We start from the raw sequence: 11,548 nt of genomic DNA, 5'->3' as shown, positions 1-11,548 counted from the left end.
CGAAGCGGTCGTCGCATCCGTTACCGGGCCGGTCCACACGCCGTCGACGCTGCTGCTCGGCCGCTGGGATGCGGCAGGGCGCCTGCGCTTCATGGCCCGCACCGCGCCGCTTGCCGCGGCGGCGCGCCGGGACGTCGGCGCCCTGCTGCAGCCGGGCGGGCCGGACCATCCGTGGACCGGCCGCCGCTTCTCCGCGGGCTGGGCGTCGCGCGAACTGCTCGAGCACCGCCCGGTCGAGCCGGACCTGGTCGTTGAGTATTCCGGGGACACCTCGGTTGACGAGGGTCGGTATCGGCACCCTGTGCGTTTCCTGCGGGTGCGCGACGAACTGGGCCCGGGCCAGCTGCCGCCGTTCGGGTGACGGTTAGCCTCCTAGGAAGAGGGCCCTCGCTATGACACCGCAGTGCAGCTAGGGAACGGGAAGAATCACCGGCTCGGCTTGCCCTTCCCACGTAACTGCAATCTGCGCTGGCGCCAGGTTCTCCATGTCGCCCGCGATCATGAAATCGTGCGCCTCGCCAGGCCGGAGGTTCAGGTTCTCGGGCCATGCGTCCACGGCACCACAGGGGTTGGTGTTGGTCACGTCGACTGCGGTCGCATCACCACGGTTGCGGATTCGGTACCGGTGGCCACCCACGAAGCTGATGAACAGCTGAGCCTTTGGACGCGCCGCTTCTTCTTCCGCCGCGCGCCGCTCCGCGGCCTCTCGCCGCTGGTCTGCGAGAGTCTGCTCTGCGGCCGTCGCCGAACGGTCAGCTGCATCCGCGCTGCGCTTGCCGTCCTTGCGTGCTCGCCTACTGATCTCCAGTGCCCCCAAGGCAACTGCGAGGGCGGCCCATCCTGGTGCGTCTCCCCAATCCATTGCGACACCCTAAGGGGGCATCCAACATCGGGTAACAAGCCCCCCGCTCGTCACCCCTCCAGGTAGCCCAGCTCGGCGTCTGGCCTGCAGTGCGGGCACGCCTCGACCTCGGCCAGCGCCCTCAGCGCGACGTCCCTGGGTACGCCGCGGCACCGTTTGCCTGCCATGTGGCAGCCACCGACGTGGACGTACACCGCGGGCCCGTCGCCGATGCCCGACTCCAGCAGCCAGTCCGCTGGTGGCGGCCGCTCTTCCCGGCCGCGCTGCTGCTCCTGCTCGCGCCGCTCAGCCCACGCGATCGCCTGCCGCACCTCGGCGAGGGACAGCTCGAGCCACGTCTCCAGGGTGCGGAGACGGGGCAGGTCGGGCGGCAGGTCGGTCACGCCTCCAGTTTGCACCAGAATTCGAACAGGTGATCCCATGGAAGTGTGGAGAGACCTTCGGCGGCGATGCGGTTCCACCTGGTGCTGGCCGCGGGCGGCCGCCGGCTGATGAGCGGCTGGTGGCCCGACGAGGCGACCGCCCGCCGGAAGTTCACGCGCTGGATCGGCGAGTACGGCAGCGCCCCGGGCGCCCGCGTCACCCTGACCGACGAGGAGACGGGCGCGACGTTGACGACGTGGCCGGACGAGGAGTGATCGTCTGCCATGCTGGCCGCCATGTACCGCCCGTACCCGAACCGCGAGCGCGCCCTGCGGCAGCTGCGGCGCCGCCAGGCCACGCGCGACCTCCAGCCCGGCACCTACCGCCTGTCCACGCGGCCCCGGGCTGTCGGCGGCCGGTCGTAGCCTGAAGGTATCGATCCGTGTCTGCTGGCGCGGTGATGCACTCGAGCCCGCCCCGTCGAGCGTGGAACCCCGGCGGGGCGGACTGCTGTCCGCTGCGCGAGAGGATGACGGCCAGCTTCGAGCTGACCATCTGAGCGGACTCGCTCACCGTCTGAGAGAGATCGATCACACAAATCTGCGCTTAAGTGGGCATTCGGCGGCACCCAGTGACATGTGGAGTCTGCGTGAAACTCTCAGTGGCGTGTGGAATCGAAGGCTCCGGCCCACCTTGGCGACACCCAGTGCCGAAGCGGCTGACCGGCGGTGTCGATACCGTGTCGTAACCTGATTGGCGGCAGAGCGCCTTCGAATCGAAGGCCAAAGATTTGTGCCCTCGCGCAGGGGTGGTGTCCCTGCGGAGGGCAAAGACCAGGAGGTAACAGCTCCATGGCACAACCGCACGGTAACTCAGGACTTCCCATGGAATCCAGCGGCGGGGCCAGCCCGTTCGACCGGATCATGCTGCACGACATCAAAGGCGAGGAGCGTTGGTCCGCCCGCGATCTCCAGCAGCTCATGGGTTACGACGAGTGGAGGAAGTTCGAGGGGGTCATCCAGCGAGCGATGGATGCCGTGAATGGTTCAGGGCTCGACGCCCTTGATCACTTTGTCGGTGCCGCCAAAGTGATGCAGGGTGGCAGGTGGGGGCGTCAGCAAGTCACGGACTACCGGCTCACTCGGTTCGGCGCCTACCACGTCGCCCTCGCCGGTGACGGCCGCAAGCCCGAGGTCGCCGCGGCGAAGACGTACTTCGCGATCCAGACTCGGAATGCTGAGGTTGCTGCTGCGGTCGCTCCGGCACTTCCTCAAGACTACGAGGAAGCGCTCGTCGAACTCCTCTCCAAGGTCCGGCAGAACAAGGCTCTGGCCGCCGAGAACAAGGTGCTCGCTCCGAAGGCCGGCAAATGGGACGCCTTCTGCGACGCGGAGGGTCTCATCGGCATGACGGCCATTGCCGACATGCTGGACGTGCCTGTCACGAAGATGACGAACTGGCTCGTCGAGGAGGACATCTTCCGGAAGCAGCGCTCGCGGCTCGGGGCGAACCAGAACATGCCGCGTCGTCATTACCAGACCAACGGGTACTTCACGATCAAGATGGAGTCGAACGGTCGCGTCTTCTACGAGGTGGCCTACGCCACCACTCAGGGGGCCGACTTCGTCTTCGACCGGTGGCAGGCGCGGGCTGCCGCCTAAGCGTCTTGCCTCGTCGCCAGTTGCGCCCTGCCGGATGCATCCGGCAGGGCGCTCTGCTGTCTGCAGCCTTAGCTCTCCGGGTGCCGCACGGCCTTCTTCACGGCCATCTCCAGCTTGTACCGGTCGGCTCCCGTCTCGGCGGCCACCTCGGTGATGCGGGCCTGGACGGCCGCTGCGGTGTTGGGGGTGAGCTGGCCGGCCTGGATCTCCGCCCAGGCGGCACGCTCCAGCTCAAGAAGATCATCGGGGATGTCCACGGCGGGAGCTTACGCCGCAGTCGTCATGCTCTCGCGCAGGCGTTCGGCGGCGGTTGCGTGATGCCACTCGGTCAGCAGAGCCTCGTACTCCCGCCGCTCCGCATCCGACAGCCGGCGTCGGGTCCGCTCCAGCAGCCCGCGGATCGCCGCGTTCACGGCGGCGGCAGGCCGCGGCGGGCCTGTGGGCGGGGGAGTGGTGGGCATGCCGCTGATCCTACGTGCGGGCGCTGACATGGGACGGGCTCGTTACAGAGTCGTCCAGGGTTCGCACCGGGCATGAAACGAGAGCGGGCATATGACATGACCACACCCTTCCCGCGGGCATGGCATTGAGGTTCACTCTGTCCAATGAGACAGATGAGCTGTCCGGATCTCACCCGTGCAGTAGGTCGGTGACGTGCACACGGAGGGCGTGAGCGACATGCAGTAGGTGGCTGAGTTTCATCTCCGACCCAGCTTCCATCCGCTGGATGGTGCTCCGGTCGATCCCGGTCGCATGAGCCAGGGACTCCTGGGTCATGTTCCGGTGCAGCCGCTGGACCCGGATGCGGTCGCCGACGGCTCGGCGCGCGTCGAGGATCCACTGGGGCTGATCGGCTGGCACCCGGCCAACGCAATCCTGATCAAGATCATAAGTCAGCAGCAGAATTGAGGCATTTTTCGATCATGGAGTTATCCGGGTAGATCCAGCGCTTCACTGCTTCATGCACCCCTACGGCCGTGACTGCCGGGAGGGGCGGCAGTCGTGTTCTTAGAATAGAACGTGTGTTCACTCGAACGGGTGAACTGCGGTTTTGCAGGGTGTTGGCCGAGTCGCCGGGGGCAAGTGACGGGCTCGGTGATAAGCGTGTCGGCCACCTATGGTGGGCGCCCCCCTCTGGGTGGTCGGCGCGAGCGCGCCCCTGGTCCCGTGTCCCGGGGTCGGGGGTGCGTGACGACTTTGCGGGGGGATTCTGGGAGATGGCTGGGAGATGGTCTACCGGATTGGATCCGGTTGAACGCCCCTCGAATCCCGTCGAACGCGGGTGCGGTATGGCTTCTAGCTGGTCAGACGCCATAGCCCTCGACGTCAGAAAGTGCCCGAGGAGACGACGCGGCCATCTACACGATCTTCGAGGGCACCAGCGAGATCCAGCGCCTGGTCATCGCCCGCACCATCTCGGGCGTCCACGTCCGCTAGCCGGTCCGGCCCCCTCCCGGGTGCCGGGAGGGGGCCGCGCCGATCGTCAAGGGGTGCCGGCCTGGGTCGCGCCGATGTGGGTCCAGTCCCCGAACTGCCCGGCGGGGAAATCCTTCAGGTTGTGGAACGCGCCGTCCTGGCGGAGTTCGCCGGACGCCGCGCTGCGGGTGTTCCTGTCGTAGAAGAACAGCCGGCGGTGGGTGGACGCGACGGCGGTCCAGCTCCCGAACTGCCCGGCGGGGAAGTCCTTGAGGTTGACGAAGTCGCCGTCGGCGTCGAGCCTGCCCGTTCCGGCGGCCCGGGTGTCCTGGCGGTAGAAGAAGAGCTGGGAGGATCCCTCGTCGAAGACGATGTGGCTCCAGCTCCCGAACTGCCCCGCGGGGAAGTCGCGCAGATTGACGAAGCCGCCGTCGTCCCGGACCTCACCCGTGGCGGCGGCGCGGGTGTCCCCGCTGTAGAAGAAGTAGCGGGCGAACAGGTCGCCGCCGGCGAAGACGATGCGGGTCCACGACCCGAACTGGCCCGCCGGGAAGTCCTTGAGGTGATGGAAGCCGCCTCCGGCGTCCAGCGCGCCCGTACCGGCGGCCCGGGTGTCCTTGCTGTAGAAGAAGACCAGGCTGCCGTCGGGCACGACCTGCGTCCAGCTCCCGAACTGCCCGGCCGGGAAGTCCTTCAGATTGACGAAGTCGCCGCTGTCGTCGAGCCTGCCCGTTCCGGCGGCCCGGGTGTCCTTGTTGTAGAAGAAGAGCTGTCCCCCACCGGGCACGACGTGCGTCCAGGAGCCGAACTGCCCGGCGGGGAAGTCCTTGAGGTTCACGAAGTCGCCGTCGGCGTCGAGCCTGCCCGATCCGGCGCCTCGGGTCTGCCTGTCGTAGAAGAACAGCATGGTCCGGCTTTCCGCTTCTCGCTGCTTCTCGCGGGTTCTCGCTGGTTCTCGGAACGCGGACCGGGCCGTTCGACGCGTTCCCGCGTCACGGCGCTCCCTCCGCGTCGCACAGGTCCCCTCTTCGAGGACACCACCGGACGGGTGCGTGCGCAACACATGCCGGACGGGGCGGCCGGGTGCACCCGGCCGCCCCGTCGTGACCGGCGCGCGGGAGGCCGCCGACGTCACGTCGGCGGCGCCGCGCCCCGGTTCTAACCGGTGACGAGCCGCTCCGGTGAGGCGTCGTGCCGGAGCGGGGTGAGCTGCTGGATGTCGTAGCGGGCCCGCAGCGCCTCGATCGCCGCCTCGTCGGGCGGGCCGCCCCCGGCGAGGATCTCCAGCAGTTCCTCGAAGTACCGCTCGTGGTCCGGCGGCGGCGCGGCCTGGAAGAACATCCGGGCCGGGGCGTCGGTCGGGTTGGCGAAGGCGTGCGGGCAGCCCGGGGGCACCGCGATGACCGTGCCCGGGGTGGCCCGCACCACGCGGCTTCCCGAGCTGGACTCCCACCGCCGCCAGCCGTCCGGCGTCCGCACCCGCGGCTCGAAGGCGAGCACGTCCAGCTCGCCCTCCAGGACGTAGAACAGCTCCTCGCTGCGGGTGTGGACGTGCGCTCCCACGTCGAAGCCCGGAGGCACGACGACCTCGAAGCTGGACGCCGTCCGCGAGTGCGCCCCGGTGACCTTGAACGTCACGTGCTGGGCGGGCGTGGCCACCGTGCGGCCGTGGCCCGGTGGCACCAGCAGTCCCTCCGTCATGGACATCGGCGGCTCACCAGGCGACCGGGAGGGACTCGGGCCCGCGGATCAGCGCGCCCTTGCGGAACGGCACCTCCTCGGCCGGCACCGCCAGCCGCAGCCCCGGCACCCGGTCCAGCAGGGCGTCGACGAGCAGCTGGGACTCCAGCCGGGCCAGCATGCCGCCCACGCAGTAGTGCGGGCCGAAACCGAAGGCGACATGCGGGTTGGGGCTGCGGTCGAGGTCGATCCGGTCGGGGTCGGGGAAGACCTCGGGATCCCGGTTGGCGGCGAGGTAGGAGTTGTACACCACGTCGCCCGCGCGGATCCGCACCCCGCGGATCTCGACGTCCTCGGTGGCGATCCGGGACAGCCCCACCGCGTTGCGGTGCGGGATGTACCGGAGGAGCTCCTCCACCGCCTTCGGACGCGCCTCGGGCTCGGCGCGCAGCCGTTCGGCCAGCTCGGGGCGGGTGAGCAGCAGGTAGAACATCTGCCCGCTGTTGTTGGTGACCGCCTCGCCGCCGATCTGCACCAGCACCGCCAGACCGACGGCCTCCCGCACGGTGATCTCGTCGCGGCCGACGGCGGCGCCCAGCAGCGAGGTGACGTCCTCGCCGTCGGCGCCGCGCCGTTCCTCGACCAGCCGGGCGAAGTAGGCCGACATGTCCTCGCGCGCCTTCTCGCTGACCTCGGCGCCGTGCGACTGGGAGAGGATCCGCTGGGTCCAGTCGTGCATCAGGCCCCGGTCCGACGCCGGGACGCCCATCAGCTCGCAGACCACGGCGATGGGGAACGGGCTGAGCACCGCCTCGGTGAGGTCGGCGGGCGGGCCCTTGGCGAGCAGGTCGTCCACCAGCTCGTCCAGCATCCGCCGGGACCGCTCCCGCACCCGTTCCACACCCCGCGCGGTGAACGCCGCCGCGACCGAGCGGCGCAGCCGGGTGTGGTCGGGCGGATCGAGGAAGCCGATCGCGTCCGAGCCGGGGATGAAGTGCGGGGCCAGCCGGGTGACGGGGCGGCCCATCACCTCGGCCCGGCTGAAGCGGGGGTCGTTGGTCACCGCGCGGACGTCGTCGTAGCGGGTGACCAGCCAGGCCCAGCCCTCGCCGTTGGGCAGCGAGATCCGGGTGACCGGGCCCTCGCGCATCAGCTCGTCGAGGACCGGGTCGAAGTCGGCGCCGTGCAGGTCGATCGCCGGCCAGTTCCTCACCGGGGGCAAGGACGAGGCGGTGGCCTCGTCGGTGGTGGAGGTCATCTCAGGTGTCGTCTCCGTCCGCGTCTCGTGCCCGCGTCCCGGGCCGTGTCGTGGCCGCGTCTCACGCCCGCGCACCCACCGCTCGGGCCGCCGTGCGCGCCAGGCGGTCGCTGTCGGTCTGCCAGGTGCCCACCGACATCTCGGCGGTGATGCCGGGCCCGAAGCCGGCGAGCATGCCGCGTGCCCCGTCCTCCACGCCGCCCTCCTCGAACAGGCGGCGCAGGGCGTCGAGCACGACGGCGCTGGCGATGTTCCCGTACTCGGTCAGCGTCGCACGGCTGAAGCGGAAGGCGTGCGGTTCGACGCGCAGGTATTTCGTCAGGTCGTCGAGGATGCGCGGGCCGCCGGCGTGGATGATGTAGAAGTCCAGCTCGGAGGCGTTCCACGCGTGGGCGCGGGCCAGGTCGTGGAGGGCGGGGGCCAGCGGTTCCATGGTGCCCGGCACCCGCTTGTCCAGCAGGAAGTGGAACCCGGTCGCGCGGACGTCGTACGAGATCCAGTCCGTGGTCTCGGGGATCAGGTAGGAGCTGTTGCGCTCCAGCCGCATGCCGGTGCCGCCCTGGCCGCGGACCACGGCGGCGGCGATGCCGTCGCCGAACAGGCCGTTGGAGAGCAGCGAGCCGACGCCGAGGTCGGTGGGCTGGTAGCAGAGCGAGCAGAACTCGCACGCCACGATGAGCGCGTTGGCCTCCGGGTAGGCGGTGCAGAAGTCGTGTGCCCGGTTCACGGCGGCTCCGCCGGCCGCACAGCCGAGCTGCGCGATCGGTATCTGCCGCGTCGTGGACGGGAAGCCCATCTCGTTGATCAGCCAGGCGGTCATCGAGGGCATCATGAAGCCCGTGCAGGAGACGTAGATGATGACGTCGATGTCGCTCGGCCGGACCTCGGCGTGGTCCAGGGCCTCCCGCACCACGGCCGGGACACGGGCCTTGGCCTCCGCTTCGTAGATCTTGTTGCGGTCCTCGAAGCCCGGGTGCTTCAAGGTCTCCTCGATGGGCTGCACGATGCGCCGGGTGCGGACCCCGGTGTTCTCGATCAGCCGCAGGGCGAGGGGGAGTTGGGGGTGGTCGTGGTGGCGGGACCGCGCCAGTTCGAGAGTCTCCTCCATGGTGATCACGTGCTCGGGCACGGACACCGCGGGTTTGCACAACGTGGCCATGTGGGCGCACCTGCTTTCGTGTGATGTGTCGGTGCACCACTCAGCCTCACCCGGCGGGGCGCGGATATCGCGCGGGAGTGGTCCAACCGGGGAAAGGTGACGTCAGGACCGAGGACGGGAGAGCGCGATGGGGCCGACGGACGCCCGCGACCTGCTGGAACGCGCCAGGGCCGGGTTCGCCCCGGACCCCGGGGCCAACCGGACGGTGCCCCTGGTCGAGCGGGGCGAGGCCGGCCCCGGGCTGCTCCTGGCGCTGGCACTCGAGGAACGGGCGGTGGTCGCGGCCGACCGGCGCGCCTTCCTCCGGCTCGCGGAACGGGCCGCGGGAATGCCCCGGTGCGCGGCGTACTACGCGGAGCTCGCGCGCGGTGAGGAGATGGCGGCCGAGCGGCTGGACCACTTCGTGCGGGCGGTCGAGCAGCTCACCGACAGCCCCCGGGAGGCGCGCGGCGGAGGCGACGGCGGGCAGGGGTACGAGCCGCGCCCCGGCTGCCAGGCCTACCCCGCCTTCGTCGCCTGGCTGGCGCTGAACGCCGCCCCGGCCGGCACGGTGCTCGCCCTGGCCGCCAACTTCTCGGCATGGGGCGGCTATTGCGGCCGGATCGCGAAGGGCCTGCGGGAGCACTACGGGATGGACGACACGGCCTGCGGGTTCTTCGACCTGTTCGCCGGGCCGTCACCGGAGCACGAGGGGACGGTGCTGGCCGCCGTGCAGGAATGGTCCGACGCCGGCCGGATCGACGAGGCGGCCGTGCGGACGCACGGCCGCCTGCTGCGGTCCTACGAGGCCGGGTTCTGGGACGCGCTGCTCGACGGGAGGTGAGGGGCGGTCAGGGGCGTTCGCTGCTGTGGGCGATGCAGGCCACGTCGATCCGGTCGGCCAGCTTGGCGAGTTCGATGGTCAGCGCCGCCACCGTGTCCTCGTCCAGGTCGTCGCGGCCGTCCTCGACCAGCCGCAGCCACCGCCCGCCGACCGCCCGCAGCAACTTGCTGACATCGGCGGCCGCCACCTGCAACGTGCCGCCGCTGTCGACGATCAGGGGGAGAGTCACTTCGCGGTTCACAAAGGGGATGGTAGACCCGTAAGGGTCACGCTCCGTGCCAAACGGTGGTGATGTTGCAGAACTCCCGGATCCCGTGGCCGGAAAGCTCCCGTCCGTAGCCGGAGCGCTTCACTCCGCCGAACGGGAACGCGGGGTGGGAGGCGGTCATGCCGTTGACGTACACGCCGCCCGCCTCCAGGTCGCGGGCGAACCGCTCGACCTCCTCCTCGTCGCGCGTCCAGACGTTGGAACTCAGCCCGAACGACGTGTCGTTGGCGATCGCCAACGCCTCGTCCAGATCGTCGGCACGGTACAGGGTGGCCACCGGGCCGAAGGTCTCCTCCTGGTGGACGCGCATCGCGCCGGTGATGTCGGCCAGCACCGTGGGCTCGTAGAACCAGCCCGGCCCCTCGGGGCGGCGGCCCCCGCACAGGACCCGCGCGCCCCGCGCCACCGCGTCGTCGACCAGTTCCTCCAGGTCGGCGCGGCCCTTCTCCGAGGAGAGCGGGCCGACGTCGGTGGACTCGTCCATCGGGTCGCCGGTCCGCAGCGCGCGGACGCCGGCGACGAACCGCTCGGCGAAGGCGTCGTGGACGTCCGCGTGCACGATGAACCGCTTGGCGGCGATGCACGACTGCCCGGCGTTCTGGTTGCGCGCGGTGACGGCGACCTCGGCGGCCCGGTCGAGGTCGGCGGAGGGCATCACCACGAACGGGTCGCTGCCGCCCAGCTCCAGCACGGTGTGCTTAATCTCGTCGCCGGCGGCGGCTGCCACCGCGCGCCCGGCGGGCTCGCTGCCGGTCAGGGTGGCGGCCCGCACCCGCGGGTCCCGCACGACCTTCTCCACGTCGGCCGAGCCGATCAGCAGGGTCTGGAAACAGCCCTCCGGGAAGCCCGCGCGCCGGAACAGGCCGTCCAGGTACAGCGCGGTCTGCGGCACGTTCGAGGCGTGCTTGAGCAGTCCCACGTTGCCGGCCATCAGGGCGGGCGCGGCGAACCGGACCACCTGCCAGAGCGGGAAGTTCCACGGCATGACCGCCAGCACCGGGCCCATGGGCCGGTAGCGCACCACGGCCCGGGACCCCCCGGAGTCCGCCACGTCGGCCGGGTCGGGATGCTCGTCGGCGAGCAGGGCCTCGGCGCGGTCGGCGTACCAGCGCATCGCCTTGACGCACTTGGCGGCCTCCGCGCGGGCCTGCCGCAGCGGCTTGCCCATCTCGGTGGTGAGGGTACGGGCGACCTCGTCGCTCTCCCGCTCCAGCAGGTCGGCGGCCCGGTGCAGCAGCCGGGAGCGTTCCGCGAACGGGGTGGTCCGGTAGGACCGGAACGCCGTGTCGGCGGCCGCGAGCCTGCGCTCCACCTCCTGTGCGCCGATGGCCTCGAACGTCCGGACCGTCTCACCGGTCGCCGGGTTCACGGTGGCGATGGGCATGCCCGACCAACTCCTCACTCGTCCCGCGGTTCGCCCGCGTGTGGTGCGCCGGAGGCCGAGTGCTCAGCGAGGCGGCGGAGAAACTCGGCCTGTGCCTTCACGATCACCTCGGCGGCCCGGCCGAGGGGCAGCCAGGCCACGCGGTCCAGCTCGGGGAAGACCTGGACGCGCCCCGACCCGCGGGGCCACTCCATCTCGAAGGTCCCCGGAACGGCCGCGGCGGGGTCGAGGTCCGCCTCGAGGGCCCACGCGGTGACCGTCTTGCCGCCGGCCTGGCGGACCTCGCCGAGCGGCACGACGGGCCCGTCCGGCGGCTCCAGCCCCAGCTCCTCACGGAACTCGCGCAGCGCCGCCGCCCACGGTTCCTCGTCCCCGTCGTACTCGCCCTTGGGGATCGTCCACGCGCCTGCCCCGCGCCGGGCGAAGAACGGGCCGCCCATGTGGCCGAGCAGCACCTCGACGCCGCCGTCCGCGCCACGGCGGTGCAGCAGCAGGCCGGCGCTGCGGCGGCCGCTCACGGCGTGACCGCCGGATGCGCGTCGAGCAGGGTCCGCACGGTGTCCGCCTCGGCGGCGGGCTTGTCCTCGCGGTAGCGCAGCACCCGGGCGAAGCGCAGGGTGACGCCCGCCGGGGGGCGGGAGTGTCGCTCTCGGTGGTCGCCGGCTCATTACAAA

At 70.7% G+C, this 11,548-nt stretch carries 16 protein-coding genes and 2 pseudogenes; 6 read left to right on the top strand and 12 right to left on the bottom strand.

What is annotated here, in order from left to right:
• Positions 1-361, top strand: a pseudogene (locus tag HW445_RS07830) (ATP-dependent DNA ligase); the annotation flags it as partial.
• A 48-nt stretch (positions 362-409) separates the two neighbouring features.
• On the opposite strand, the gene HW445_RS07825 reads toward HW445_RS07830, so the two are convergent.
• Both HW445_RS07825 and HW445_RS07820 read right to left on the bottom strand, forming a co-directional pair.
• Positions 410-862: a hypothetical protein gene (locus HW445_RS07825; protein WP_257230919.1), complete on the bottom strand. Its 453-nt coding sequence runs from the start codon at positions 860-862 to the stop codon at positions 410-412.
• A 50-nt stretch (positions 863-912) separates the two neighbouring features.
• Positions 913-1,245: a DUF6233 domain-containing protein gene (locus tag HW445_RS07820; RefSeq protein ID WP_180220294.1), complete on the bottom strand. Its 333-nt coding sequence runs from the start codon at positions 1,243-1,245 to the stop codon at positions 913-915.
• A 45-nt stretch (positions 1,246-1,290) separates the two neighbouring features.
• On the opposite strand from HW445_RS07820, the gene HW445_RS07815 reads away from it, so the two are divergent.
• From HW445_RS07815 to HW445_RS07805, 3 genes are all read left to right on the top strand, one after another.
• Complete coding sequence (locus HW445_RS07815) at positions 1,291-1,500, top strand: hypothetical protein (RefSeq protein WP_180220293.1); 210 nt, start codon at positions 1,291-1,293, stop codon at positions 1,498-1,500.
• 9 nt (positions 1,501-1,509) lie between these two features.
• Positions 1,510-1,650, top strand: coding sequence for a hypothetical protein (locus HW445_RS07810; RefSeq protein WP_180220292.1), 141 nt, complete (start codon positions 1,510-1,512; stop codon positions 1,648-1,650).
• Between the two features lie 459 nt (positions 1,651-2,109).
• A complete protein-coding gene (locus tag HW445_RS07805) occupies positions 2,110-2,886 on the top strand; it encodes a phage antirepressor KilAC domain-containing protein (RefSeq protein ID WP_180220291.1) in 777 nt (258 codons plus the stop codon).
• Positions 2,887-2,954: 68 nt separating this feature from the next.
• On the opposite strand, the gene HW445_RS07800 is transcribed toward HW445_RS07805, so the two are convergent.
• From HW445_RS07800 to HW445_RS33415, 3 genes are all read right to left on the bottom strand, one after another.
• Complete coding sequence (locus tag HW445_RS07800; RefSeq protein WP_180220290.1) at positions 2,955-3,143, bottom strand: hypothetical protein; 189 nt, start codon at positions 3,141-3,143, stop codon at positions 2,955-2,957.
• Positions 3,144-3,152: 9 nt separating this feature from the next.
• Positions 3,153-3,347 (bottom strand): hypothetical protein, encoded by a 195-nt coding sequence (locus HW445_RS07795; protein WP_180220289.1) that lies wholly within the window; start codon positions 3,345-3,347, stop codon positions 3,153-3,155.
• Positions 3,348-3,516: 169 nt separating this feature from the next.
• On the bottom strand, positions 3,517-3,663 hold the full coding sequence (locus tag HW445_RS33415) for a helix-turn-helix domain-containing protein (RefSeq protein ID WP_257230921.1): 147 nt from the start codon (positions 3,661-3,663) through the stop codon (positions 3,517-3,519).
• 570 nt (positions 3,664-4,233) lie between these two features.
• On the opposite strand from HW445_RS33415, the pseudogene HW445_RS07785 reads away from it, so the two are divergent.
• A pseudogene (locus HW445_RS07785) lies at positions 4,234-4,323 on the top strand (acyl-CoA dehydrogenase family protein); the annotation flags it as partial.
• 46 nt (positions 4,324-4,369) lie between these two features.
• Here HW445_RS07785 and HW445_RS07780 read toward each other — a convergent pair.
• The 4 genes from HW445_RS07780 to HW445_RS07765 form a co-directional block, all read right to left on the bottom strand.
• Positions 4,370-5,209, bottom strand: coding sequence for a hypothetical protein (locus tag HW445_RS07780; RefSeq protein ID WP_180220287.1), 840 nt, complete (start codon positions 5,207-5,209; stop codon positions 4,370-4,372).
• 251 nt (positions 5,210-5,460) lie between these two features.
• Positions 5,461-6,009: a cupin domain-containing protein gene (locus tag HW445_RS07775; protein WP_151772242.1), complete on the bottom strand. Its 549-nt coding sequence runs from the start codon at positions 6,007-6,009 to the stop codon at positions 5,461-5,463.
• A gap of 7 nt (positions 6,010-6,016) precedes the next feature.
• Entirely contained in the window at positions 6,017-7,240 is a 1,224-nt protein-coding gene (locus HW445_RS07770; RefSeq protein WP_180220286.1) for a cytochrome P450, read from the bottom strand.
• A 61-nt stretch (positions 7,241-7,301) separates the two neighbouring features.
• On the bottom strand, positions 7,302-8,399 hold the full coding sequence (locus HW445_RS07765; protein WP_151772244.1) for a type III polyketide synthase: 1,098 nt from the start codon (positions 8,397-8,399) through the stop codon (positions 7,302-7,304).
• A gap of 127 nt (positions 8,400-8,526) precedes the next feature.
• On the opposite strand from HW445_RS07765, the gene HW445_RS07760 reads away from it, so the two are divergent.
• Entirely contained in the window at positions 8,527-9,222 is a 696-nt protein-coding gene (locus HW445_RS07760) for a transcriptional regulator (protein WP_180220285.1), read from the top strand.
• 7 nt (positions 9,223-9,229) lie between these two features.
• Here the strand turns inward: HW445_RS07760 and HW445_RS07755 are convergent, their stop codons facing one another.
• The 3 genes from HW445_RS07755 to HW445_RS07745 are packed head-to-tail and all read right to left on the bottom strand — an operon-like array spanning position 9,230 to position 11,392.
• Positions 9,230-9,463: a DUF6213 family protein gene (locus HW445_RS07755; RefSeq protein WP_151772246.1), complete on the bottom strand. Its 234-nt coding sequence runs from the start codon at positions 9,461-9,463 to the stop codon at positions 9,230-9,232.
• Positions 9,464-9,488: 25 nt separating this feature from the next.
• On the bottom strand, positions 9,489-10,874 hold the full coding sequence (locus HW445_RS07750) for an NADP-dependent succinic semialdehyde dehydrogenase (RefSeq protein ID WP_180220284.1): 1,386 nt from the start codon (positions 10,872-10,874) through the stop codon (positions 9,489-9,491).
• A gap of 14 nt (positions 10,875-10,888) precedes the next feature.
• Entirely contained in the window at positions 10,889-11,392 is a 504-nt protein-coding gene (locus tag HW445_RS07745; RefSeq protein ID WP_151772248.1) for an NUDIX domain-containing protein, read from the bottom strand.
• Positions 11,393-11,548: the final 156 nt, after the last annotated feature.

This window comes from Streptomyces sp. UH6 (assembly GCF_013421635.1).
Taxonomy (GTDB): Bacteria; Actinomycetota; Actinomycetes; order Streptomycetales; family Streptomycetaceae; genus Streptomyces; species Streptomyces abyssomicinicus.
This window is presented reverse-complemented; position numbering and strand designations above follow the sequence as displayed.